The organism is Kribbella sp. NPDC004875 (assembly GCF_042873375.1).
In the GTDB taxonomy this organism is placed as follows: Bacteria; Actinomycetota; Actinomycetes; order Propionibacteriales; family Kribbellaceae; genus Kribbella.
The window spans coordinates 524,317-548,729 of the sequence record NZ_JBIALI010000004.1 but is presented as its reverse complement, the minus strand read 5'-3'; the positions used below and the strand labels follow the sequence as shown (position 1 = coordinate 548,729).

Annotated in this window: 22 protein-coding genes; 12 read left to right on the top strand and 10 right to left on the bottom strand. The window is 69.4% G+C overall.

Annotated features, from left to right (window positions below):
• Nucleotides 1-22 precede the first annotated feature (22 nt).
• The 5 genes from ACFYRH_RS24840 to hrpA all read left to right on the top strand — a co-directional run bounded on the left by ACFYRH_RS24840 (nucleotide 23) and on the right by hrpA (nucleotide 7,791).
• Complete coding sequence (locus tag ACFYRH_RS24840; RefSeq protein ID WP_387779755.1) at nucleotides 23-1,036, top strand: Bug family tripartite tricarboxylate transporter substrate binding protein; 1,014 nt, start codon at nucleotides 23-25, stop codon at nucleotides 1,034-1,036.
• Nucleotides 1,033-1,539 carry a tripartite tricarboxylate transporter TctB family protein gene (locus ACFYRH_RS24835; RefSeq protein ID WP_387779752.1) on the top strand — a complete coding sequence of 169 codons (507 nt, stop codon included), beginning with the start codon at nucleotides 1,033-1,035 and terminating at the stop codon, nucleotides 1,537-1,539. Before ACFYRH_RS24840 ends, ACFYRH_RS24835 begins: the two co-directional genes overlap by 4 nt.
• Complete coding sequence (locus ACFYRH_RS24830) at nucleotides 1,536-3,098, top strand: tripartite tricarboxylate transporter permease (RefSeq protein ID WP_387779749.1); 1,563 nt, start codon at nucleotides 1,536-1,538, stop codon at nucleotides 3,096-3,098. Before ACFYRH_RS24835 ends, ACFYRH_RS24830 begins: the two co-directional genes overlap by 4 nt.
• A 133-nt stretch (nucleotides 3,099-3,231) precedes the next feature.
• Entirely contained in the window at nucleotides 3,232-3,636 is a 405-nt protein-coding gene (locus tag ACFYRH_RS24825) for a universal stress protein (RefSeq protein WP_387779746.1), read from the top strand.
• A 48-nt stretch (nucleotides 3,637-3,684) separates the two neighbouring features.
• Nucleotides 3,685-7,791 (top strand): ATP-dependent RNA helicase HrpA, encoded by a 4,107-nt coding sequence (gene hrpA / locus ACFYRH_RS24820; RefSeq protein WP_387779743.1) that lies wholly within the window; start codon nucleotides 3,685-3,687, stop codon nucleotides 7,789-7,791.
• A gap of 9 nt (nucleotides 7,792-7,800) precedes the next feature.
• On the opposite strand, the gene ACFYRH_RS24815 is transcribed toward hrpA, so the two are convergent.
• The 4 genes from ACFYRH_RS24815 to ACFYRH_RS24800 are packed head-to-tail and all read right to left on the bottom strand — an operon-like array spanning nucleotide 7,801 to nucleotide 11,055.
• Entirely contained in the window at nucleotides 7,801-8,421 is a 621-nt protein-coding gene (locus ACFYRH_RS24815) for a response regulator (protein ID WP_387779740.1), read from the bottom strand.
• Nucleotides 8,421-9,623, bottom strand: a complete 1,203-nt coding sequence (locus ACFYRH_RS24810) for a sensor histidine kinase (RefSeq protein ID WP_387779737.1) — start codon at nucleotides 9,621-9,623, stop codon at nucleotides 8,421-8,423. The genes ACFYRH_RS24815 and ACFYRH_RS24810 overlap by 1 nt, the downstream gene beginning before the upstream one ends.
• On the bottom strand, nucleotides 9,620-10,342 hold the full coding sequence (locus ACFYRH_RS24805) for an ABC transporter permease (RefSeq protein WP_387779733.1): 723 nt from the start codon (nucleotides 10,340-10,342) through the stop codon (nucleotides 9,620-9,622). The genes ACFYRH_RS24810 and ACFYRH_RS24805 overlap by 4 nt, the downstream gene beginning before the upstream one ends.
• A complete protein-coding gene (locus ACFYRH_RS24800; RefSeq protein ID WP_387779730.1) occupies nucleotides 10,339-11,055 on the bottom strand; it encodes an ABC transporter ATP-binding protein in 717 nt (238 codons plus the stop codon). Before ACFYRH_RS24800 ends, ACFYRH_RS24805 begins: the two co-directional genes overlap by 4 nt.
• Before the next feature lie 167 nt (nucleotides 11,056-11,222).
• On the opposite strand from ACFYRH_RS24800, the gene ACFYRH_RS24795 reads away from it, so the two are divergent.
• The gene (locus ACFYRH_RS24795) at nucleotides 11,223-11,336 is read left to right on the top strand and encodes a DUF3418 domain-containing protein (protein WP_387779727.1); all 114 of its coding nucleotides are present in this window, start codon (nucleotides 11,223-11,225) and stop codon (nucleotides 11,334-11,336) included.
• On the opposite strand, the gene ACFYRH_RS24790 is transcribed toward ACFYRH_RS24795, so the two are convergent.
• Complete coding sequence (locus ACFYRH_RS24790) at nucleotides 11,333-11,947, bottom strand: TetR/AcrR family transcriptional regulator (RefSeq protein WP_387779724.1); 615 nt, start codon at nucleotides 11,945-11,947, stop codon at nucleotides 11,333-11,335. The two genes, ACFYRH_RS24795 and ACFYRH_RS24790, sit on opposite strands and share 4 nt — an antisense overlap.
• Before the next feature lie 90 nt (nucleotides 11,948-12,037).
• Nucleotides 12,038-12,853, bottom strand: coding sequence for an alpha/beta fold hydrolase (locus ACFYRH_RS24785; RefSeq protein WP_387779721.1), 816 nt, complete (start codon nucleotides 12,851-12,853; stop codon nucleotides 12,038-12,040).
• A gap of 226 nt (nucleotides 12,854-13,079) precedes the next feature.
• On the opposite strand from ACFYRH_RS24785, the gene ACFYRH_RS24780 reads away from it, so the two are divergent.
• The 3 genes from ACFYRH_RS24780 to ACFYRH_RS24770 all read left to right on the top strand — a co-directional run bounded on the left by ACFYRH_RS24780 (nucleotide 13,080) and on the right by ACFYRH_RS24770 (nucleotide 18,050).
• Nucleotides 13,080-16,274 carry an ATP-binding protein gene (locus ACFYRH_RS24780; RefSeq protein ID WP_387779718.1) on the top strand — a complete coding sequence of 1,065 codons (3,195 nt, stop codon included), beginning with the start codon at nucleotides 13,080-13,082 and terminating at the stop codon, nucleotides 16,272-16,274.
• 87 nt (nucleotides 16,275-16,361) lie between these two features.
• Nucleotides 16,362-17,201 carry a DinB family protein gene (locus ACFYRH_RS24775; RefSeq protein WP_387779715.1) on the top strand — a complete coding sequence of 280 codons (840 nt, stop codon included), beginning with the start codon at nucleotides 16,362-16,364 and terminating at the stop codon, nucleotides 17,199-17,201.
• 90 nt (nucleotides 17,202-17,291) lie between these two features.
• Nucleotides 17,292-18,050, top strand: a complete 759-nt coding sequence (locus tag ACFYRH_RS24770; protein ID WP_387779712.1) for a GNAT family N-acetyltransferase — start codon at nucleotides 17,292-17,294, stop codon at nucleotides 18,048-18,050.
• 10 nt (nucleotides 18,051-18,060) lie between these two features.
• Here ACFYRH_RS24770 and ACFYRH_RS24765 read toward each other — a convergent pair whose 3' ends face one another.
• A complete protein-coding gene (locus ACFYRH_RS24765; protein ID WP_387779709.1) occupies nucleotides 18,061-18,879 on the bottom strand; it encodes an AraC family transcriptional regulator in 819 nt (272 codons plus the stop codon).
• A gap of 70 nt (nucleotides 18,880-18,949) precedes the next feature.
• On the opposite strand from ACFYRH_RS24765, the gene ACFYRH_RS24760 reads away from it, so the two are divergent.
• Complete coding sequence (locus tag ACFYRH_RS24760) at nucleotides 18,950-19,696, top strand: phytanoyl-CoA dioxygenase family protein (protein WP_387779706.1); 747 nt, start codon at nucleotides 18,950-18,952, stop codon at nucleotides 19,694-19,696.
• A 48-nt stretch (nucleotides 19,697-19,744) separates the two neighbouring features.
• On the opposite strand, the gene ACFYRH_RS24755 is transcribed toward ACFYRH_RS24760, so the two are convergent.
• Together ACFYRH_RS24755 and ACFYRH_RS24750 are read right to left on the bottom strand one after the other, a co-directional pair.
• Entirely contained in the window at nucleotides 19,745-20,161 is a 417-nt protein-coding gene (locus ACFYRH_RS24755) for a VOC family protein (protein WP_387779703.1), read from the bottom strand.
• 180 nt (nucleotides 20,162-20,341) lie between these two features.
• Nucleotides 20,342-21,040: a CGNR zinc finger domain-containing protein gene (locus ACFYRH_RS24750; protein ID WP_387779700.1), complete on the bottom strand. Its 699-nt coding sequence runs from the start codon at nucleotides 21,038-21,040 to the stop codon at nucleotides 20,342-20,344.
• Nucleotides 21,041-21,088: 48 nt separating this feature from the next.
• Here ACFYRH_RS24750 and ACFYRH_RS24745 point away from each other — a divergent pair, with 48 nt between their 5' ends.
• Nucleotides 21,089-22,297 carry an MFS transporter gene (locus ACFYRH_RS24745; RefSeq protein WP_387779697.1) on the top strand — a complete coding sequence of 403 codons (1,209 nt, stop codon included), beginning with the start codon at nucleotides 21,089-21,091 and terminating at the stop codon, nucleotides 22,295-22,297.
• A gap of 2 nt (nucleotides 22,298-22,299) precedes the next feature.
• On the opposite strand, the gene ACFYRH_RS24740 is transcribed toward ACFYRH_RS24745, so the two are convergent.
• Nucleotides 22,300-23,739, bottom strand: a complete 1,440-nt coding sequence (locus ACFYRH_RS24740) for an MFS transporter (protein ID WP_387779694.1) — start codon at nucleotides 23,737-23,739, stop codon at nucleotides 22,300-22,302.
• Nucleotides 23,740-23,848: 109 nt separating this feature from the next.
• Here ACFYRH_RS24740 and ACFYRH_RS24735 point away from each other — a divergent pair, with 109 nt between their 5' ends.
• Complete coding sequence (locus ACFYRH_RS24735) at nucleotides 23,849-24,412, top strand: TetR/AcrR family transcriptional regulator (RefSeq protein ID WP_387779691.1); 564 nt, start codon at nucleotides 23,849-23,851, stop codon at nucleotides 24,410-24,412.
• Nucleotide 24,413: the final 1 nt, after the last annotated feature.

The window sequence follows — 24,413 nt, the reverse complement described above, 5'->3', positions numbered from 1 at the left end:
TCGCCCACAGGAGGTAGTGCTCATGTCGCGACCCCGCTCGGCGCTGGTCGCCGCGGGACTCGCCGGCAGTCTGCTGCTCAGCGGCTGCTCGGTACTGGAGAAGACCCTCGACGGCGGCAGCGTCGCCGGCGACTTCCCGAGTCGCAACGTCGAGATCATGGTGCCCGCCGCGCCCGGTGGCGGCTGGGACCTGACCGCCCGGCAGTTCCAGCACGTGATCCAGGAGAAGAATCTGCTCGGCGACCGAGCGGTCTCGGTGGTGAACGTGACCGGCGCCGGCGGTGCCGTCGGCATCTCCAAGCTCGCCACCAAGAACCGCAAGGACCCGCACACGCTGATGATCACCGGCCTGGTGATGGTCGGCGCGCTGACCCTGAACCAGTCCCAGGTCACGGTCTCCGACACCACCCCGATCGCGACCATCACCGCCGAGCAGGAGGTGCTGGTGGTGAAGGCGGACTCGCCGATCAAGTCCCTGAAGGACCTGGTCGAGATGTACAAGTCCGATCCGTCGAAGGTCAGTTGGGGCGGCGGCACGATCGGCGGCACCGACCACATCACCGCGGGCACGCTGGCCAAGGCGGCCGGTTCGGACCCGTCGAAGGTGAAGTACATCAGCTACTCCGGCGGCGGCGAGGCGACCGCGGCGATCCTGTCCGGTGACGTGACCGTCGGCATCTCGGGACTCAGCGAGTTCGAGGAGCAGATCACCGCCGGCAAGATGCGCGTCCTCGCGACCTCCGGCACCGAGCCGATCACGCTGAACGGCAAACAGCTCCCGACGATGAAGTCCGAGGGGTACGACGCCGAGGTCCAGAACTGGCGAGCGATCGTGGCACCGCCCGACATCCCGCCCGCCGACCGGCAGCGCCTGATCGACTTCGTCACCCAGGTGAACAAGTCCCCGGAGTGGGCCGGGATCCGCACGAAGAACGGCTGGACCGAGTTCTTCAAGACCGGGGACGACGCGACCAAGTTCATCGCCGAGGAAACCACCCGAGTCCAGGCCCTCGAGAAGGAACTGGGGATCATATGAGTGCCACGGAACAAGAGGCCGGTGAGGTCAAGGCTTCGGATGTCGAAGTTGAGGCGTCGCGGCTCGTGCGGATCATCGCCGCGGTCGTCCTGGTCGTGTTGAGTGCGACGTTCCTGGTCGGGGTGTTCGACATCCGGAGTCCGAAGGGGCTGGACCCGGCGGGTCCGCGATTCTTCCCGCTGCTGGTGACGGCGGCGTGGCTCGTGCTCTCGATCGCCTACCTGATCGAAGGGCTGCGATCGCCTCGCGCCGCCCCGAGCAGCGATCGCAGCTGGTTCGAACCAGTGGCCGTGTCCGCGCTACTCGTCCTGTACGCGCTCCTGGTCGTACCGCTCGGGTACGTGCTCTCGACCGCGCTGCTGTTCTTCGCGGCCGCGCGGGTGCTCGGTAGCCGGCAACTGGTGCGGGACATCGTCGTCGCCGTGGTCCTCGCGGTCGTCGTCTACGTCGCGTTCACGCAGTTCCTCGACATCTCGCTGCCGGGAGGGGTGCTGGGCCTGTGATCAGTCTGAGCGTCTTCGGCGAACTGCTGCACGGGTTCGGCACCGTCCTCGACCCGATGAATCTGCTCTGGGCGATCCTCGGTGTCACGCTCGGCATGCTCGTCGGCATCCTGCCCGGCATCGGGCCCGCGCTGACCATCGCGCTGCTGCTGCCGATCACCTTCAACTTCTCCGACCCGATCGGCGCGTTCATCATGTTCGCCGGCATCTACTACGGCGCGATGTACGGCGGCTCGACCACGTCGATCCTGATCAACACCCCCGGTGAGTCGGCGTCGGTCGCGACCGCGATCGAGGGACACAAGATGGCGCTGAACGGGCGCGCCCGGGCGGCCCTGGCGACCGCCGCGATCGGCTCGTTCGTCGCCGGCACCATCTCGACCGTGCTGCTGACCTTCGTCGCGAAACCGATCGGCGACCTGGCCGGCCACTTCCAGGCCACCGACTACTTCGCGATCACGCTGCTCGCGATGGTCGCGGTCACCGCGATCGTCGGGCACTCGATGGTGCGCGGCCTGTTGTCACTGACCGTCGGCCTGTTCATCGGGCTGATCGGGTTGGACAGCCTGTCCGGTGCGCCGCGGTACACGTTCGGCACGCTCCGGCTGCTGGACGGGATCGACGTGGTGATCGTCATCGTCGGGCTGTTCGCGATCGGCGAGACGTTGCACGTGGCATCCAAACTCCGGTCGACGCCGGAGCGTCCCGCCGTACTGGAGAAGGGGCGGCTGCGGACCGGGTACCTGAACAAGTCCGACTGGCGGCGGTCGTGGGCGCCGTGGCTGCGGGGTACGGCACTCGGGTTCCCGTTCGGGGCGATCCCGTCGGGCGGGGCCGAAGTACCGACGTTCCTGTCGTACTCGATCGAGCGGCGACAGGCACGCAAGAAGGGCCGGGACGAGTTCGGCGACGGCGCGATCGAAGGCGTCGCCGGGCCCGAGGCGGCGAACAACGCATCGTTCTCCGGCGTTCTCGTGCCGCTGCTGACGCTCGGCCTGCCGACGTCCGCGACCGCGGCGGTGATGCTGGCGGCCTTCCAGATCTTCAACGTGCAGCCCGGACCGCAGCTGTTCGAGGAGCAGAGCACGCTGGTCTGGACGCTGATCGCGTCGCTGTACATCGGCAACCTGATCCTGCTGATCATGAACCTGCCGCTGATCCAGATCTGGGTCCAGGTCCTCAAGGTCCCGCGTCCCCTCCTGTACGCCGGGATTCTGGTCTTCGCGTGCCTCGGGGTGTACTCGCTGTCCGGCTCCGGGTACGAGGTGCTGATGGCGCTGGTCATCGGATTGGCCGGCTTCTTCATGCGGAAGCTGGACTTCCCGATCGCGCCGGTGATCCTCGGCGTGATCCTCGGGCCGACGATGGAGGAGCAGTTCCGCCGGTCGCTGGTGATCTCGAACGGGGACGCGAGCGTGTTCGTCACCCGGCCGCTCAGCCTGGTGATCATCGTGCTGACCGTGCTCGCGCTGTTCGTGCCGTACCTGCCGCGCATCGTCGCCCGGATCCGGGGTACCGAGCCGGCCAGGGAACGACTCAGCTTCGGCGAGGACGACTGACGCGGACCTGCACCACCCACCAAGCGGCCTTTCGCGCCACGCCCGGCGGTCACCCAAGCGGGGAGCGGGCGGGAACGGGCGGGGCCCGCGTGGTTGGTGAGTGGTGCACGTCCGCCCATGGGAGAGTGAAGCCGTGAAGATTCTCGTCGGATACGTACCAACGCCCGAAGGTGAGGCGGCGCTGACCGCGGCGGCGGCCGAGGCCGAGTTGCGCGGGGCCACGGTGCTGCTGCTGAACACCAGTCGCGGCGACGCCTACATCGACGCCCGCTACGCCAACGCCGACGAGTTGGCGGCCGCCGAGGCCAAGCTGCGCGAGCACGGTGTCGACGTCGTGGTGCAGCAGGCCGTCTCCGAGGGTGATGTGGCCGGCGCGCTCCTGAAGGCGGCCGCGGCCGAGGACGTCGTACTGATCGTCCTCGGCCTGCGCCGTCGCAGCCCGGTCGGCAAACTCATCCTCGGCAGCACCGCCCAGCGCGTGCTGCTCGAGTCCCCGGTGCCGGTCCTCGCGGTGAAGGTGCCGTCGGCGCACGACTGACGTAATCCGGGTGAGTGGCTGGGGTGGGCCGCCTAAACTGGTCGGGTTATGCCTGATGCCCGGACCGAGTCCCCGAGTCCATCCCCAGCCCCCACCCAGAACCCGTCGACCCCGACGACGTCGAACCCGGCCAACCGCCGGCGCCGGCGGCGCGGCGGGAAGGGGCAGCGGCCCGCCTCCCCCGAGACGGCCGCCGCCGGCGCGTCGTCCGACGGTGAGCGCACCGAGGGTGGGCCGAGTCTGAGTGATGTCGTCGCGCGGCTGGACGACCTGACGGTCTACGACCGGGAGCAGCTCGGCAAGCGGCTCGAGCGGGTGCGGGCGACCAAGGAAGCCCGCAAGCGCGAGCAGGCGCTGCAGGGCGTGGTCGGCGCGATCGAGCAGGCCGAGCGGCGGGTCGAGGTACGCCGGAACGCCGTACCGGAGATCACCTACCCCGAAGAGCTGCCGGTCAGCCAGCTCAAGGACGAGATCGCGGACGCGATCCGCGCGCACCAGGTGGTGGTCGTCGCGGGTGAGACCGGGTCCGGCAAGACCACGCAGATCCCGAAGATCTGTCTCGAGCTCGGTCGCGGGGTCCACGGCATGATCGGCCACACCCAGCCCCGCCGGCTCGCGGCGCGCACCGTCGCGGAGCGGATCGCGGAGGAGCTCGGCACCGAGCTGGGCGAGACCATCGGGTTCGCGGTCCGGTTCACCGACAAGGTCAGCGAGCGGTCCCTGGTCAAGCTGATGACCGACGGCATCCTGCTCAACGAACTGCAGCGCGACCGCGACCTGACCCGGTACGACACCCTGATCATCGACGAGGCGCACGAGCGCAGCCTGAACATCGACTTCATCCTCGGCTACCTCAAGCGCCTGCTCCCCCGCCGCCCCGACCTCAAGGTGATCATCACCTCGGCCACCATCGACCCGGAGCGGTTCGCGGCGCACTTCGCCGCCGCCGACGGCACCCCGGCGCCGATCGTCGAGGTCTCCGGCCGCACCTACCCGGTCGAGGTCCGGTACCGCCCGGTCAACGACCCCGAGGACCCGTCGACGATCGACCGCGACCAGACCCAGGCGATCCTCGACGCCGTCGACGAACTCGAGTACGAGGCGTCCGGCGACGTACTGGTCTTCCTCAGCGGCGAGCGGGAGATCCGCGACACCGCCGATGCACTCAACGACAAGTACGCCGCCCAGCGCGGCAAGCCCGGCGCCGTCGAGATCCTCCCGCTGTACGCCCGGCTCTCGAACGCCGAACAGCACCGCGTCTTCCAGTCACACTCGAACCGCCGCATCGTGCTCGCCACCAACGTCGCCGAGACCTCACTGACGGTCCCCGGCATCAAATACGTCATCGACCCCGGTACGGCGCGCATCTCGCGGTACTCGCATCGCACCAAGGTCCAGCACCTGCCGATCGAGCCGGTCTCGCAGGCCAGCGCCAACCAGCGCAAGGGCCGCAGCGGCCGGACGAGTGACGGCATCTGCATCCGGCTCTACTCCGAGGAGGACTTCGAGAACCGCCCGGAGTTCACCGACCCCGAGATCCTGCGCACCAACCTCGCCTCGGTCATCCTGCAGATGACCGCGATCGGGCTCGGCGACATCGCCGCGTTCCCGTTCATCGACGAGCCGGACAAACGCAGCATCACCGACGGCCTGCAACTGCTGACCGAGCTCGGCGCGATCGAGACCCCGAAGGGCGGCCGGTTGACCCCGGTCGGGCGGCAGCTCGCGCAGATCCCGCTCGACCCGCGGCTGGCCCGGATGGTCGTCGAGGCGGACAAGCACGGCTGCGTCCGCGAGGTCATGGTGATCGCGGCCGCCCTGTCGATCCAGGACCCGCGTGAACGCCCGACGGATGCCGAGGCGCAGGCCCAGCAGGCGCACGCCCGGTTCCGCGACCCGAACAGCGACTTCCTCGGCTACCTGAACCTGTGGAGCTACCTGAAGAAGCAGCAGAAGGAGCTGTCCGGGAACCAGTTCCGCCGGATGTGCCGCAGCGAGTACCTGAACTACCTCCGGGTCCGCGAGTGGCAGGACATCTACGCGCAACTGCGGCAGATCGCGACGCAGATCGGCGTCCGGCTGAACAGTGGTGAGCCGGCCGACCCGCAGACCGTCCACATCTCGCTGATGTCCGGCCTGCTCAGTCATCTCGGCATGAAGGACCCGTCGAACCAGCACCAGTACCTCGGGGCGCGCGGGACCAAGTTCGCGATCTTCCCAGGCTCCGGGCTGTTCAAGAAGCCGCCGCAGTTCGTGATGGCCGCCGAGCTGGTCGAGACGTCCAAGCTGTGGGCGCGGGTGAACGCGAAGATCGAACCGGAATGGGCCGAGGACCTCGCGCCGCACCTGATCAAGCGGTCGTACTCCGAGCCGCACTGGGAACGCAAGGCCGGTGCCGTGATGGCGTACGAGAAGGTCACGCTGTACGGCGTACCGATCGTCGCGCGGCGCAAGGTGAACTACGGAAAGGTCGACCCGGAGGTGTCGCGCGAGCTGTTCATCCGGCACGCGCTGGTCGAGGGCGACTGGGACACGCACCACAAGTTCTTCCACGAGAACCGGAAGCTGATCGAGGAAGTCGAAGAGCTCGAGGAACGCACCCGGCGGCGCGACCTGCTGGTCGACGACGAGACGCTGTTCGCGTTCTACGACGAGCGGATCGGCGCCGAGGTCGTCACCGGGCGGCACTTCGACACCTGGTGGAAGACGGCCCGGCAACGAGACCACGACCTGCTCGACTTCGAGCGTTCGCTGGTGGTTCGCGAGGGCGCCGAGGTCAAGGAGGAGGAGTTCCCGCTGCACTGGGTGCAGAACGGGATGACGTTCGGCCTCACGTACGCCTTCGAGCCGGGGACGGACGCGGACGGTGTCACCGTGCACATCCCGTTGCTGGTGCTCAACCAAGTGTCGGCGGACGGCTTCGAATGGACCGTGCCGGGCTTCCGCGAGGAACTCGTGACGACGCTGATCAAGTCCCTGCCGAAGCAGATCCGGCGGAACATCGTGCCGGCGCCCGACCACGCGCGGCAGATCCTCCCCCAGCTCGACCCGGCGTCGGGTCCGCTGACCGACGCGATGGCCCGCGCGCTGCGCGAGCTCCGCGGCGTCGTGATCGAGCCGGGCGACTGGGACTGGAGCCGGGTGCCCGAGCACCTGCGGATGACGTTCCGGGTCGAGGACGACAAGCGCAAGACGGTGGCCGAGGGCAAGGATCTGGCGAAGCTCAAGGAGAAGCTGAAGCCGAAGACGACGGCCGCGATCTCACAGGTCGCGTCGAAGGCGGTCAGTGGACTGGAGAAGTCCGGCCTCACCGATTGGACCTTCGGTGACCTGCCGAGGAGCTTCTACGAGCACCGCAACGGCCTGACCGTCGCCGGCTACCCGGCCCTCGTCGACGAGGGCAAGACCGTGGCGATCCGGCTCCAGGAGACCGAGCGCGACCAGGCCGCGGCCATGTGGAGCGGCACCCGACGCCTGCTGTTGCTGACCATGCCGTCGGTGATCGACGTCGTACAACGACAACTCAGCAGTGCGCAGAAGCTGACGCTGCTGGCCGGGCCGCATCGCAACGTCGGCGAACTCCTGGACGACGCGATCTCGGCCGCCGTTGACCAACTGATGGCGAGTGCGGGTGGGCCGGCGTGGAATCTGACCGCGTTCTCGATCCTGCGCGACGCCGTACGGTCGGAGCTCGCGGACACGGTGCTGACGATTCTGCGACAGGTCGAGCAGGTCCTCGCGAACGTCCGGACGGTCGACAAGCAGATCTCCCGGGCGTCGAGCCCAACCCTGCTCGCCGCGCTGTCGGACGTCCGCGGTCAGCTCGAAGCGCTCGTCCACCCCGGTTTCATCACCGAGACCGGCGCCAAGCGGCTGCCCGACCTCGTCCGGTATCTGCGGGGCATGGAACAGCGCCTGGACAAGCTCGGCGCCAACGCGGCCCGCGACCGGTCCGGGATGGCGATCGTGCAGACGCTCACCGACGAGTACCAGAAACGCCTACGCGCCGTCCCGACCGGCAAGTACCCGAGCCCCGAACTCCTCGAGGTCCGCTGGATGCTCGAAGAGCTCCGCGTCAGCCTCTTCGCGCAGACCCTTGGCACGCCGTACCCGATCTCGGACAAGCGCATCCGGAAGGCGCTCCAGGACGCGTGATGGCCCGGGTCACCGGCGCAGAAGGCCGGTCTTGTAGGCGGTCGCGACCGCGGCGGCCCGGTCCTTCACCTCGAGCTTCGCGTAGATGTGGATCAGGTGGGTCTTCACCGTGGCTTCGGTGATGAACAGCCGGGTGGCGACGTCGCGGTTGGTCGCGCCGCCGGCGATCAGGGCGAGAACTTCCAGCTCGCGAGGGCTCAGGGTGTCGCGGCGATCGGGTCGCTTGGTCACCACAGCTGCCACTGCCGGCGACAGCACGGACTCCCCTCGTGCCGTGGCCCGCACGGCCTTCCGCAGCTCGGCCCGCGGCGTGTCCTTCAGCAGATAACCGGTCGCGCCCTGCTCGAGCGCCGGCAGTACGTCGGCATCGTCGCCGAACGTGGTCAGGACGAGGACCTTGATACCCGGCTGCTGTTCGCGCAATCGCCGGATGACCTCGGCCCCGGACAGCTTCGGCATCCGGAGATCCATCAGCACGACATCCGGCTCGGTCCGCCGCGCCAGCGCGAGCGCCTCCGGGCCGTCGCCTGCCTCCCCCACGACCTCGAACGCCTCGTCGTCCGCGAAGATCCCGAGCAGCCCGTCCCGGACTACCGGGTGGTCGTCAACGACGATCAGCCGAACCGGCATCAGCCCTCCCGGTCTTCCGCGACCAGATCTTTCCGGGCCTGATCTTCCGGGGCCCGATCTTCTGGGGCCTGATGTTCCGGGGCAGGTATCGCCGGGACCGTTGCCGAGATCCCGGTGCCGGCGCCCGGCGCGGCCTCGACCGCGAACGATCCCGCCAACCGCGTCACCCGCTGCCGCATCGCGATCAGCCCGAAGCCTTCCGTCGTACCCGGGGTGAACCCCGTGCCGTCGTCGCGGACGTCGAGAGCGACCACGTCGTCCAGGTACGACAGGGTGACGCCCACCCGCGTCGCATCGGCGTGCTTGGTGATGTTGTGCAGTGCCTCCTGGGCCACCCGGAGCAGCGTGTCCTCGACCTCGGGATGCAGGGGCCGAGGGTCACCGGTGATCGACACCGTCGTCACGACCGCGGTCCGCGCCGACCACTCGCGGACCTGCTGCTCCAGGGCGACGGACAAGGCTGCGCTCAGGCCGGCGGTCAGCGGTTCCGGCCGGAGCGCGTTGATCGAGCGGCGGGCCTCCTCCAGGCTGTCGCGGGCGAGTGTACGGATCGTGTCGAGACGCTCGGCGGGCCGGTTCTCCTGGGCGGCTTCCACCTGCATGAGGATTCCGGTCAGGCCTTGGGCGATCGTGTCGTGGATCTCCCGCGCCATCCGCTGCCGTTCCTCCAGTACACCGGCCAGCCGGGCGCTCCCGAGCAGATCCGCCTGCAACTGGGCGTTCTCGTCGGTCAGCCGGCGCAACCGCTCGATGAGCTGCCGGCGCTCCTCGCTCTGCCGGGAGATGGCGGCGAACAGCAGGCCGGTGACCGATGCGATCAGAACCGCGACGAAGAAGGAGGCCAGCAGGTCCCGCACGCTGTCGGTCCCCCGCGGTCGCGCCAGCACGATGACGGCCGCGGTCGCCGCGACGCCGGCGTAGGCCTTCCAGCCGTGCAGCATCGCGAACATCTGCACGAACAGCCCGACGCCGGTGATGGAGAACAAGGGGTCCTGATGGACGAGGGCAGCGAGGAACGCGAGCATCCCTGCCAGGTAGAGCCAGGTGCTCCATGTGGACAGGGCGACCGTCCAAAGCAAGGTCGCGACGACGAGACCGAGGAGGAACGGACGCCAGTCCGCGATCAGGGCGAAGGTGGCCGGCAGCAGCAGGAAGAGATAAGGAAGGGCGGGCAGGATCCGGTCCGACCGGCCGGGGTTCATGCGCGGAAGACCCTCGCCGCGGCCGCCGTGGCGAGGACGGTGATGAGCGCCATGACGGCAAGGGTAGTGGTGGACTGCTCGTCCCCGGACCAGGCCGCGCGCAAGGTCGAGACCGCCGGCGCCATCGGGGTCAGGTCCCCGACCGTCCGCATCACGCCGGACGTGAGCTCGCGCGGGACCATCGCGCCGGACACGAAGACCATCGGGAAGAACACCGAGAGGCCGACGAGCGTCGCGCTCCGGCTGTTCGGCACGAGCGCGCCGATCAGCATCCCGAGCGCCCCCAGACTCAGCGCACCGAGCAGCCATGCGACCGCGACCCTCAGCACGTTCGCGGGCGCGCCGAGTCCGAACCCGGCCGCGCCGGCGACCACGACGACCGCCGTACCCGACAACGCCAGCAGGAGATGGGCCACCAGTTGGGCACCGAGCAGCATGCCCGGAGCGGCCGGCGTCGCGAGGAGCCGCTTGAGGATCCGGCGCTCGCGGTACTGCGCCAGTGTCGCCGGTAACACGACGAGCGCTGCCAGACCGATCACGAACACGCTCAGCATCGGCACGGTGGCGTCGATCTCCCGGGTACCACTCGGCAGATCGTCGCCGCCGCGCATCTTCACCCAGAGCAGTACGACAGGGAACGCCAGCGCGAAGAACGCCGACATCGGATCCCGCACGATCAGCCTCAGTTCGGTCCTGACGACCTGCGACAAGCCCTTCATGACAGGTCTCTTCCGGTGAGTGCGAGGTACGCGCTGTCCAGCGAATCGGTCTGTGTCCAGGTGATCAGCTCACGCGGGCTGCCGGAGGCGATCACCCGGCCGGCGTCCACGATCGCCACCCGGTCGCATACCGCCTGGGCCTCGTCCATCGAGTGCGTGACCAGGACGACGGTCAGCCCAGTGGCACGCAGACGCTCGATCAGGCCCCACGTCGTACGCCGGGCCATCGGGTCGAGGCCGGTCGTCAGTTCGTCGAGGAACACCACCTCGGGGTTGCCGATGAGCGCGAGCGCGATGAACACGCGCTGCTTCCATCCACCGGACAGGCTCCCGAACCGGGACTTCCGCCGGTCCGTCAAACCCCACTCGTCCATCAACGCGCGCCAGTCGACGGGATCGTCGTACAAGGCGGCATAGAGCCGGAAGGCCTCGCCCACCCGGAGCGCGTCCGGCAGCGCCGACTCCTGCAACTGCACCCCGATCCGCTGCTGCAAGGCCCGGCGGTCGGTCTGCGGGTCGAGTCCGAGGACACGCAGTACGCCGCTGTCGCGCCGCCGGAGGCCCGACGCGCATTCGACGAGGGTGGTCTTGCCGGCTCCGTTGGTCCCGGCGATGCCGAGGATCTCGTCGCGGTTCACCGTCAATGAGATGCCGTCGAGCGCTGTCCTCGACTTGTAGGTCTTGCGGAGGTTCTCGATCTCGATCACTGTCATGGTTCGAGAATCCCGGCGCGGCCCGGGCGCTACATCAACCGATCGGTCGATGCGACGAACGCAGGAGCAGTCGACGACTCCTTGCGACGGCCGGGATGTACTTCGCGGCGGTCTCGGCCGGAGCCTGGACGCGAAGCCGGGCGACCAGGTCCCACGGTGCGACACCGGTGCCTTGGCAACTAGTGCGACCGGGTCCGGATGGCAGCCGCTTCGCGCAGACGCTCGGCACGCCGTACCCGATCTCGGACAAGCGCATCCGGAAGGCCCTGGCCGACAGCTAGGTCTTCAGGATCGCGCACGCGACCCGCTCGGTGAGCCAGCGGGTCGCGCGTTCGACACCCCAGCCGAAGTCGTCCGCGGCGAGCGCGAACTGCGCGTACCGGAAGTGGAAGAAGATGACCTGCACGGCCTCCTCCACAGTGATCCCGTTGGCCAGGCCGGCGTCCCGCATATCTGTGACGATCTCCCGGAGCGCGTTCTGCTGACGCTCGTCGGCGACCTTCAGAAACGCCTCCGCCGCGGGCGCGCCGGCCGCGGCCCGGGTCACGATCTGGATGATGTCCCCGGACTCCGCATAGACCGCGACGTACCCCCTGGCCAGCGCATCCAGCTTGGCGCGCGCCGACTCAGCGGCCGCGCACTCGGCGATGATGTTCCGCACGAGGCTGCTGGTGGTCCACAGGTCCATCAATGCCTGGAGAAGGCCCTCTTTGCCGCCGCACTGCGCGTACACCGTCGCCGGTGACACCCCTGCATCCCGGGCGATGCGCTCCACGGTGGTCTGCGCGTACCCGTACCGGCCGAACAATTTCCGCGCCGAGCTCACCACCTCGTGACGGGTCATCTCCGCATACAGGTGGCGTCGGCTCCGGGGCTGCTCTTGCTCCGTCACCGACACCCACCTTCGCTCTCCGACGATCCCGTCACCGCGCGGCGCGGGCGGTTCCGCGAAATCTATCGGAATGCGTCCGGCGGCGACGCCTCAGGATTTGATGAACTCGAGGATATCCGCGTTGATCACGTCGGCGTTCGTGGTCGGGATGCCGTGCGGCCAGCCGGGGTAGGTCTTGAGGGTGGCGTTCGCGAGGATCTCGACGGCCCGCGGCGCGGTACTGCGGTAGGGAACGATCTGGTCGTCGTCGCCTTGCATGACCAGGACCGGCACGCTGATCTTCTTCAGGTCGTCGGTGTAGTCCTCCTGGGCGAACGCGTCGACGCAGTCGTACTGAGCCTTCGCCGAGCCCATCATGCCTTGGCGCCACCAGTTCTGGATGATCGCCTCGGACGGTTCGGCACCTGGCCGGTTGTACCCGTAGAACGGCCCGGCGGCCACCGCGCGGAAGAACTCCGACCGGTTCGCCGCGATGCCCTGCTTGAGACCCGCGAAGGCCTCCGGCGGCTGGCCGTCAGGGTTCGCGTCGGTGAGCTGCTGGGACGGTACGACGGAGCTGATCAGCACCGCCTTCGCCACGCGGGTCTCGCCGTGGCGCCCGAGGTAGCGCACCACTTCGCCACCGCCGGCCGAGTGACCGACGTGCACGGCGTCGCGGAGATCGAGGTGGGTGACCAGCGCCGCGAGATCGTCGGCGTAGTGGTTCATGTCGTGGCCTTCGGAGACCTGGGCCGACCTCCCGTGTCCGCGGCGGTCGTGCGCGATGACCCGGAAGCCCTGACCGAGGAAGAACAGCATCTGGTTGTCCCAGTCGTCGGCCGACAGCGGCCAGCCGTGACTGAACACGATCGGGCGCCCGGACCCCCAGTCCTTGTAGAACAGCTCAACTCCGTCGGAGGTCGTCATCGTTGCCATGGTGTTCTCGCCTTCTCGATCGACGTGGTCCGCGGGCAGTCGCTCCGGAGGCGAGAGCGTGCACGCCGCGTCCGACGGTACGGAGCCGCAGTTGACGGCCACTGGATTTGCAGTTGATCGCTGGCTGGAGCACGACTCCAGCCCCTAGAGTTCGACTTGACCGAAGCGCGTGACGGCGGCTGCCACGGGGGACGGACGATCGGCGAGGGGGCCGGACATGACGGAGACGCTCGTACCTCGAAGCGTCGACGGGAAGCCTTGGGGCGTGGTCGGCTCGCTGAAGCTGCAGGTCCTGGGTCCGCTGCGGGTCTGGCACGGTTCTGTCGAGGTCGACCCCGGTCCACACCAGCAGGCCTGTCTGCTCGCGCTGTTGCTGGCTCGCGCCGGGAGACCGATCGGCCCCGGCGAGCTGATCAACCTGATCTGGGGCGAGAACGAACCGGCCAGCGCGTTGAACGCCATCCACAAGTACGTCGGATCGCTCCGCCGGCTCCTCGAACCCGCCCTGCAAGCGCGGCAACCGAGCGCGTACGTCGCGCGGACCACCAACGGGTATCTGTGTACCGCCGGTGCTGACGTCCTGGACCTCGCGCGCTTCCGGCAACTCGTCACCGCGGCGCGAACGGCCCTCGACAAGTCTCAGACAGCAGCCGCGCTCGACCAGTACGCTGCCGCGCTGGAGCTGTGGAGCGGACCGGCCGGAGGAGGCGCCGCGCACAGCCCTGCCGCTGTCGCGGTCTTCGCCGGACTCGACGACGAGTTCCTCGGCGCCTGTGTTGACGCGGCGGAGCTCGCGATCTCCTTGAACCAGCCGCACCGGGTGCTGCCGGCACTCCACCTCGCCTCGACCATGTCTCCCCTCCACGAACCGGTACACGCCGGCCTGGTCCGCTCGCTGTGCGCCGCCGGGCAGCAGGCTGAGGCGCTGACGGCGTACGACGTGATCCGCCACCGGCTCGCGGACGACCTCGGGATCGACCCCGGCGCGGCGTTGCGTTCCGCCCAGCGGCAGGTACTCGAGCAGACTTCCCTGCCCACCCCGCCTTCCGTCCGGACTGCGACGGCCGCCACCGTCGACGGTGAGCTGGTCGGCCGGGCGCAGGAGGTCAACCTGCTCCGCAGCGCGGTCGAGCCGGCGCTCGCGGCTGGGACGGCTGTCGTCCTGCTCGAGGGCGAGCCCGGCATCGGCAAGACCCGCCTCCTCCAGCAGATCGCCCAGCACGCCCAGGATCGGGCCGCGCGTGTGGTCTGGGGGCATGGCCTGCAGGGTGGCGGCGCTCCCGCGCTGTGGCCGTGGGTCGAGGTCGTCCGGAGCCTCCTCGAGAGCCGGTCGACGACTCGTCGCGCGGAGTGGCTCACTGGTGATCTCAGCCGCCTCACCGAGACTCGTGAAGTCGCCGGACCAGCACCGGCCGTCCCGGATGACGGCGCCAGGTTCCGGCTGTTCGAAGAGGTCGTCGGGGTGATCTCCGAATCGGCGGCCGAGCGCCCCCTGCTGATCGTCCTCGACGACCTGCACTGGGCGGATCCCGCCTCGTTGCACCTGTTCAACCATGTCGTCGCCCGGCTCCCCGCCCGCACCGCCGTGGTCGCGGCACTGCGGAACCGGGACCCGTCGCTCGGCGTCGAGCTGGCCAGGGCCCTCGCCGCCGCGAGCCGGATCCGGGGCCATCGCCGCCTTCTCGTCGGACCGCTCGCCGAGCTGGGTGTTGCCGAACTGATGCGACGCGAGACGGGCGATCTGCCCGCGGCGGAGGTCTCCCGTGCGGTGCACGCGCGAACCGCCGGCAACCCGTTCTTCGTACAGGAGGTGGCGCGGCTCCTTAGCGACGGCAAGACCCTCACCGAGGAGTCCGTGCTGCGCAGTGGTGTCCCGCTGACCGTCCGGGACGTAGTTCGCAACCGCATGGACGCGCTGGACCCCGGCACTCGGGAGCTTCTGCAGGCGGCCGCGCTCGCAGGCCGGACTGTCGACCTGGTGCTGCTCGCACGGATCGCGGTCGCCGACGTTGCGACCTGTCTCGAGCAGCTGGAACCGGTCCGCGACCTCGGTCTCGCCGGTCCCGTGCCGGGAGATCCCTTCGGTTACTGCTTCGCCCACGATCTCGTCCGCGAAGCGGTCTGCGAGACCGTTCCGCCCGCCCGCGCCGCGTCGCTGCACCAAGCGATCGCCGACGCGATCGAGGCCGTGCGGACGAACGACGACTCGCTCGCCGAGCGAGCGGCGCACCATCTCTGGGAGGCTGGTCCGCTCGTCGACCCGGCGCGCACCGTCGCAGCCCTGCTCCGGGCGGGGGCGCGGGCGACCGCGAAGACCGCGCTCCGCGATGCCGAGCGGCACCTCGTCCGGGCCGTCGAGCGAGCACGCGGAGCGGCCCTGCCCGAGCTCGAACTGGAGGCGCTTTCCCGCTTGATCGCGGTAGCCGGGATGCGATCCATGTACGGCGCCGCGTCCGTCGACCTCCTGGAACGAGCGGAATCAGTGGCCAAGACACTCGGCCACGAGCGCCAGGCCGCGAGCTTCCTCTTCTCCCGGTGGACCGCGCACGTGCAGGGCCTCGAGCACGGAAGAAGCGGCATCCTGGCGGACCGCCTGCTGGAGCAGGGATCGAGCTCCAGCGATCCGGTCGTCCGCGGCTATGGGGACGCCGCGTGGGGAATTCAGCAGTGGCACCTCGGACATGTCGGAGCGTCGTATCGCCACCTGACAGCGACGGCGTCTCCCGCGCAGCCTGACGACCAGCGCCCTGATCCGGTCTGGGACGGACTCCGGCTGCTGATCGCGGCGACGTTGGCCGAGATCGGCGCTTACCACGGGAAGTCCGCTCGTGCCCGGGAGGTTTTGGACGGGCTCGTCGCGGGCGCGGGGGACGATGCCTACGCGACCGCCGTCGCGACGTGCATGGCTGCCCGCGTCGCCTCCGTCGTCGGCGACCCGGAGTGGGCGCTGCAGGTCGCGGACCGTGGGATCGCGGCGGATCCGCAGTTCTCGTTCGGCTTTCTCGGCACCTACCTCCGCCTGGCGCGATGCTGGGCGCTGGCGGTGAGCGGTCGCGACCCTGGTGCGGCCGCGGACGCCGCCGAGCGGCTGATCGTCGCCAACCTGACGAACCCGATCCGGTCCTGCGTCTCCACTTGGTATGCGCTCCTCGCGCAGATGCGCCTGGCAGCCGGTACTCCGGACGCCGCGGCCGTTGCGCTCGACCAGGCCGGCACCCTCCGGGACCGCTACGGGCAGCGGTCCGCTGACGGTCTGCTCCTGCTCGTCCGAGCCCAGTTGGCGGACAGGCTCGGCGACCCAGGCACCGCCGTACGTCTGGCCGAGCGGGCACGCGCCGTAGCCGCGCGACAGGAGGCATACCTGTTCGTGCAACGCGCCGACCTGCTTCTCGGCGATCTCGCACGCTCCTAGGTCGGTGGCGGCGAAGCGGACCTCGCTGGTGGTTCCGGACCGAACCTGCGGACCGATTCTGTCCGCAGGTCGTTCTACGGTGCAGACATGACGACGCTCACGCAGAACCTCCTGGACCTCTCCGATTTCGCCTGGCAGCGTCTGCGGCAGCGCATGCAGGGCCTGACCGACGAGGAGTACTTCTGGGAACCGTTCGACGGCTGCTGGACCGTCCGCAAGAACGCCAACGGGTACGTCGCCGACTCGTCGCCCATCCCGCCCGCGCCGGCACCGTTCACCACGCTGGCCTGGCGGATCACCCACATCATCGACATCCTGCAGGCCGAGCGCACCGCGACCTGGTTCGGTCACGAAGCGACGGGCGACGCTCCCGGCGTACCAGGCTCCGCCGCAGCCGCCGTGGACGCCCTTGACCACGCGTACGACGTCTGGCGGCAACGCCTCGCCGCCCTCTCCCAGGACGACCTCGACCGCCCGATGGGCGACGTCGCCGGCCCGTACGCCGACGACGACGGCACGTCCTTCGCCCTCCACATCCTCGACGAACTCATCCACCACGGCGCGGAGGTGGGCACCGTCCGCGACTTCTACCGAGGCACCCACGCCGAGGACCCCTTCGCGGACGCACTGGCCGGCGAACTCCCGCCGGCTTCGCGCCCAGGACTCCTGGCCGAGGCCGCGGCGGCTCAGCGCTGGGACCTGGTGCCGCAACTCGCCAACCTCGGCTTCGCCGTCGACGCCCGCACCCCCGACGGCTTCACCGCCGCCCACCTGGCCGCAGGCAACGGCGAGCTGGACACCTTGAAGCTCTTGGTGGAACGCGGCGCGGATCTCTCACTGACCGATCCGCGGTTCAACGCCGACGTCGGCGGCTGGGCGGCCTGGTTCAATCAGGCGGAGGTTACCGAGTACCTTGAGACGATCTGATCGAGCGAAGGTGACAGCCGGGTTCTAGAGTCTGGTGGCGTGGACAACTCCGGGCTGCACAGGGCGAGCGTCAGGAATGTCGCTGCTGCGATGCGACTCTTCACCAGTCATGCCGGCGGCACCGCCACGATCTCCGAGAGTCAGGCTGTCCTGCTGGTCGCCGCGGCCGGGCCTTTTCCGGGCGCGTTCCACAACGCTTCGATCCGTCTCGACCCAACTGCCGGCCCAAACGCAGTACTGGAGTCGGTGCTGTCGTTCGCGGACCGTCGATGTCGCGAGATGATCCTCTGGGCATCGAGCGACTACGACAGAGATCTCGTGCGCGCCGCGGCGCGCGCCGGTCTGCGGCTTCGGTCGAGCACGGTCGGGATGGCGACCGAGAAGCCACCCGACATGGCTGTCATCCCCAAGGGCCTCGAGGTCGTCCGGGTCACCAATGCCGAGGAAGCTGCCCAGTTCGCCGCGGTTCATGAAGGGTTGTTCCGCGAGACCGGCCGGCCGGTCGAGGCCGTCGCCCACTTCGCCTCGCCCGGAGTACTGCTCGCGCCGAACACCGCGGCCTTCGTCGCACGAGTCGGCGGGCGTCCCGTGGCCGGCGCCATGGCCGTCATTACCGGCGCTGAGGCAGGTGTGTACTGGGTGGCGACTCGGACGGACGCCCGCCGCCAGGGCTTCGGCGAGTCGGTGACGCGAGCGGCGGTCCGGGCCGCGTTCGAGCACGGTGCCCGCGTCGTGCTCCTGCAGTCGACCGAGCTGGGCGTGCGGTTGTACCGGCGGCTCGGATTCGCCCCATTGACCGACTACCAGCGATACCTGATCCCGCAGAGTCAACCCATCCGCGACGGGTGACAACACCTTCTCACGGTACGAAGGCGCGCTGCGATCGGTGCCGGAACTCGGTCGGGGTGAGGGCGTGCGCAGTGGTGAAGCGGCGGGTGAAGTAGGACTGACTGGTGAAGCCGCACCGGGTGGCGATGGTGGCTATCGGGGCGTTGGTTGCTGCCAGCAAGGATGCGGCGTGTTCGAGGCGAAGGTCCGTGACGAAGGCGGTGGGAGTGACGCCGTACGCGGCGCGCATCGATCGGGACAGGTGCGCGGCGCTGACGCCGGCGAGTTCGACAAGACGCGGTACACCGCCGCGGAGGTTCTCCTCGGCGCGCATCGACGTACAGGCCTTCGCAAGCCAATCGGGTACGCCGGGTGCGCCTGGCTCCCCCGGTGCGAGTAGGTCGAGGAGATCGGTCCAGAAGCGCAGCAGGTCATAGGTGCTGGGGTGGGTCTGGAAACGGTCCAGGGCGTGCTCGAAGACGGGGACGGCCGCGGGTTGGTGGAAGCCGACCGGCCCGCGGGAGGTCCAGCCGGCGGTGCGCGTCAGGTCGAGGAAGCCCTGCCACAACGAGCTCGGGAATGCGACGTTGACGAACTCCAGACCATCCGGCGCCGAACCGCGGACGGCATGGCGGTCGCTCGGGCGGACGAGCACCACATCGCCGGGACGCAGTACCTCGACGCCGCTCGTCAGCAGGTGCTCGCCGGCGCCGGAGACGACACCCATGAACTCGTGGAAGTCCGCGTGCGTGTGCAACTCGGTGTCGCGAGCGCGCGCCGGGATCCGCACGCGGGCCGCGTGGTACGGGCGGCCGAACGCGTGCGCCTCGAATCGCAGGACCTGATGCACATCAACACAGTACAAATTCTCGTCGCACCGCTGCTAGTCCGCCGAGGTGCCGGACCCGCACGCTGAAGGCATGTATGAGACCGACGGTTATGTCATCTTCCGGGACGTCATCGACCAGGACCTGATCAAGGAAGTGAACGACCATGTCGAGTGGCTGCAGGCTCGGCATCCCGACGTACGGCCCGAGCAGCTCGGGCACGTCTATCTGCGCGACGACCCGTTCTGGGTCCGGCTGGTGAGTGACGAGCGGCTCGTCGACATCGCCGAGAAGTTCGTCGGACCCGACATCGCGCTGTTCGCCTCGCACTACATCTCGAAGCCACCGTACTCAGGTCAGCCGGTGCTGTGGCACCAGGACGCGGCGTTCTGGCCGCTCGACCCGATGGAGGTCGTGACGCTCTGGCTGGCGGTCGACCACTCGACACCGGAGAACGGCTGCGTCCGGGTGGTGCCGGGCAGTCATCGCGGCGAGGTGGCCGGGATGCGCGACAATACCGACGTCGAGAGCGTGCTCGGCAAGGAGATCGCGGTGCAGGTGGACGAGGCGCAGGCGGTCGACATGGTGCTCGCGCCGGGCGACGTCGAGGTGCACCACCCGCACATCGTGCACGGCAGCAACGCGAACACGTCCCCGAACCGGCGCTGCGGGCTGACCATCCGGTACATCCCGACGTTGACGCGGATCACCGATGCGGAGTCGCCGTACCCGAGCGCCTTCCACCTGCGCGGCGAGCCGGGGGTGAACAGCTACCAGCCACGGCCGGCGTACGTCGAGGGCCGGCACTTCCCGTTCCGCGGCAGCAGTGCCTGGGCCTGACATGCGAAGAGCCCGTCCCGGCCGAACCGGGACGGGCTCTCCAACCGCTCACTCGAGGCAGATCCGGAACGGGTGCCCCGCGGGGTCGGCGTAGATTCGCCAGCCGCGCGCGTTCTCGGCCGGCGGCGGGTCCAGCGGGTCGAGCGGCTCGGCTCCGAGGGCGACCACGGTGGCGTGGCCGCTCGAGAGGTCCTCGACGATCAGGTCGAGGTGGAGATCCTGCGCGTCGGTGCCGGGCCAGGTGGCCGGCACGTACTCCTCCGAACGCCGGAAGGCCAGCGTCGAGAACCCCAGCGACGAACCGGGGCCGGTCAGGCTCCGCCAGTCGTTGTCTCCGTTCTCGTCGATCTCCAGCCCCAGCAGCGCCGAGTAGAACTGGGCGAGCTCGAGTGGGTCCTGGCAATCCAGAACCACCGAGCCGAGCCGCCCGGCAGTACTGCCCGGCTGCTCTGCCACCTGCGTCATCTATCCTCCACTTTCCGTTGCGTCAGCCTGCTCCTTGTTCGGGGCAGGACAGGCCAGGCCCGTCTGGTCGGAAGGCCCGGCCGCCTACGATGACAGGTCGGGGGGACAGTTCGCACCTTTCGACACGCATTCTCGGCCCGTGAGCCGATCGCTGACAGTGAAGGTTCGGCTGCGCTACCACTAAAAGGCGGGTACGGCGGTAGCCCGGCGACGCTCGCCGAGCCTGCGGATCTTGACGCGCGTCCCGCAGTCCTCCATCGCGCACCAGCGGCGCGACCCGTTTCGGCTGCGGTCCAGGAACAGCCATCCGCAGCCGCCTTCGTCGACCGGGCAGGCCTTCAGCTGGCGCAGATCGACGGTCCGCACCAGATCGACGGCAGCCACCACCAGGCGGTCCGGGACGAGCTGCGCCGGCGACGTACCGACCAGTAGCTCAGCGATCCCCTGCTCGCGGTCGGTGTCGGGGATCAGCATCGACCGCGCGGCAGCCGCGGACCACCGCAACATCAGCCGTTCGAACGCGGATCGCTCGCCCTGAAAGGCAGTGTCCGACGCGGCACCGTCGGTCACGACGACCGCCCCGACTGCCCCGTCCGCGCGCGGTGCGAGTACGTCGTACGTCGCCTCGCGGATCTCGAGCGTCGCCCGGAGGGCCTTCTCGGCGAGCTCCGGGGCATGCCCCCAGATGCCCTCGATCGCGGTGCGGTCCGCGTCGTCGACGAGCTCGATCCGGCGGCTCCAGGCGAGCAGGTCGGCCGGCGAGGCGAGGTAGTCGTGCTCAGGTTCGCCGGCGGGCAACCGCGGGCTGACCGTGTTCACCAGATCGAGGGCCGGGTGGCCGCCCACGATGCGGAACTCCGCGTGAGAACTGTCGGTCATAGGTGAGACGCTACCAGCATCAGACTTTTGACCGGGATCAGGTGAATCATGTCCCTCTCGTCCCGCCGGGCCAACGCCGCACTGGTGTTCCTCGGCGTCTCCACCTTCACGTTCGTCACCATCGAGGTGCTGCCGATCGGTCTGCTGACCGTGATGGCCGACGACCTCGGGCGGTCACGTTCGCAGGTCGGCCTTCTCGTCACCGGGTACGCCGCCGTTGTCGTGCTCGCCTCTCTCCCGCTCGCGCGGCTCACCCACCATCTCCCCCGCCGCCTCGTCCTGGGCGGCACGCTCGGGGTCCTGACCGTGGCCACCGCGCTGTCGGCCGCCGCCCCGTCGTACGAGGTGCTGTTCGCCGGGCGGCTGGTCATCGCGCTCTCGCAGGCGCTGTTCTGGTCGATCGCGCCGCCGATCGCGACGAGCCTGTTCCCGCCTGACCTTCGCGGCCGCGTCGTTGCTCGGCTCGCGATCGGCACGGCGCTGGCGCCGATCCTGGGCATCCCACTGGGCACGTGGCTCGGTGAGCAGGCCGGCTGGCGAGTGCCCTTCGTACTGATGGCGGGCCTCGGCGCCGCGGCCTGCGCCGGCATCGTGCTGCTGCTCCCGCGCACCGAGGTCCAGGACAACCCGTCCCGCCGCGGCTCCTCCCCGGACCTGCGCCGGTACGTTGTTCTGCTGGTCGCCTCGGCGATCGGCGTGACCGGGTTCCTGACGTTCAACACCTATGTCACGCCGTTCCTGCTCGACATCACCGGCTTCTCCTCCGACGCTCTCGGCCCGATGCTGCTGGCCAGCGGCGCGGGCGGGTTCGCCGGCACGCTGATCGCCGGCCGGCTCCTTGACCGGTTCCCGTGGGGCGCGGTCGCCGTACCACTCGGCGTCATCACCGTTGGCCTGCTCGGCCTGTATGCGCTGGGCACCGTGCCGGTAGCGACAGTCGCTCTGATCGCACTGATCGGGATGTCCTTCAGCGGGTTGGCGGTCGCCGTCCAGAGCCGCACGCTGCAGATCGCGCCGGGCAGCACCGACATCGCCTCGGCCGGGACCAGTTCCGCGTTCAATGTCGGCATCGCCGCCGGAGCGTTCGTCGGCGGCGCCCTGATCGACACCACGACCGTGCGAGCCGTAGCACTCGTCGGCGGCCTACTCACCGCCGCGGCAGCCCTGGTCATGCTGAGCGAACCCTTCCTGGGCCGACGCCGGGCAGTGCTGGAAGACCGCCAGGCGTCACACGTTTGCGAAGAGCCCGCTCGCTGACATCACCGGCCTTGACCGGCGCCAACCGCTTGAGCGGGTTCCGGCGCCGCGACGGCAGGCTTTGGCCTGGATAGCCAGAGGCCGGTGAAGGCGGCGGTGGCGAGGGTGATGGCGCCGGCGGCGAGGAAGGCTGTGTTGAGGCCGGCCTCGAACGAGGCGCCGCTGGACTGCCGGGTGCGGACGATGGCGCCGAGGACCGCTACGCCGAGCACCGCGCCGATCTGCCGGGTGGTGCTGCTGACGCCTGATGCGAGGCCGCCCTCCCGGGGGTCGACGGCTTGGATCGCGGCCCCTGTGAGTGGCGACATCGTCAGGGCGAAACCGATGCCGACGACGCCCAGCCGCCACCACACGTTCCCGTAGCCGGTGGCGGCGTGCACCGTACCGAGCGCCAGCAGCCCGAGGCCGGCCAGGACCAGTCCGGCGGTCACCACGATCCGGAACCCGTACCGCGCGGCGAGCCGGCCCGCGTACGGGCTGACGATCACCATCGCGAGGGATACCGGCAGGGTCTGCAGACCGGCGCGCAGGATCGAACTGCCCTGGACGTAGACGAAGAACTGGGAGAAGAAGAACGACGACCCCATCAGCGCGAACCCCACCACGACCATGGCGGCGTTGGACACGGTGAACAGGCGCTGCCGGAAGAGCCGCAGCGGCAGCATCGGAGCGGTACGACGCGCTTCGACGGCAAGGAATGCGCCGAGCAGGATCACCGCGGCGGCGAAGCTGCCGAGGATCACCGGCGACGTCCAGCCACGGGCACCACCCTCGATCAGACCGTAGGTCAGCACTCCCACTCCCAGAACGGACAGCATCGTCCCGGGGACGTCGATCGCGGGGGCGCTCGGATTGCGGGACTCCTCGAGACTCCGCAGACCCACCGCGAGAAGCACCACGCCGATCGGCAGATTGACCAGGAAGATCGCCGGCCAGCCGAAGGCCTCCGTCAGGACGCCACCCGCCACGGGTCCGGCGGCCAGACCGATTCCGCTGAATCCGGCCCAGAGCCCGATCGCCTTGATGCGTTGCTTCGGCTCCGGAAAAGCGGCGGCCAGCAGAGCGAGCGAGGCAGGGCTCAGCGCGGCCGCCCCGACGCCCTGCAGCACGCGGCCGACCTCCAGCCAGCCGAGCGTGGGCGCGAGGCTGCACACCACCGACGCGGCGGTGAACACGGCCACGCCGGTCAGATACACCCGCTTGCGGCCGAACCGGTCGGCGAAGACGCCGCCGGACAGCAGCAGCATGGCGACCAGCAGAACGTACGCGTCGACGATCCACTGCAGGCCGGTCAGCCCGGTGTTCAGCCGGTGCTGCATATCGGGCAGCGCTGCTCCGACGATCGTGTTGTCGAGCAGGACCATGAATTGACCTAGGCAGGTCACGGTGAGCAGTACGGCCCGACCGGGTCGACTGCCGACAGCCGCAGGCGATGCCGCCATGGGCGATTCCTCTCAAGTTCGGCACACTAACGCAGTCGATGACTGCGTTAGGGACTATAGGGAACGGCGCATCGCAAACGCAAGTGATAACTGCGTTAAGGTGGTGAGCGTGAACGACCAGAAGCCGGCCCGACGGCCCGGCGGGCGCAGCGCCCGCGTCGGCGCACAGGTACACAAAGCCGTCACCGACCTGATCAGTGAGCGCGGTTACGGCAACTTCACCGTCGGCGAGGTCGCGGCCCGCGCCGGGGTGGCCGACAGCAGCATCTACCGCCGGTGGGGCAGCCTGGAGGCCCTGCTCGCCGACGCGGCGCTCAGCCACCTCAACGCCCGGTCGCCGATGCCCGACACCGGCAGCCTCGCCGGCGACCTGCGCACGTACGCGGCCGCCGTGCTCCGCGAGATCACCGGTCCCGACGGGCTGCTGCTGGTGCGCCTGGCGGTCGCGCTGTCGACCACCGGGCCCGACGGCCTGCGGGCGGGTCACCAGCTACGCGTCGAGCGCACCGAGCAACTGCAGGCCATGCTCGATCGCGCCCGCGACCGCGGCGAAGAGGCACTCGACGCGCTCGACGTGCTGGACCACATCCTGGCCCCGATGTACATCCGCGTCCTGTTCGGCATCGAGATCACCCCGGAGTATGTCGACGGGCTGATCGACCGGCTGCTGTGAC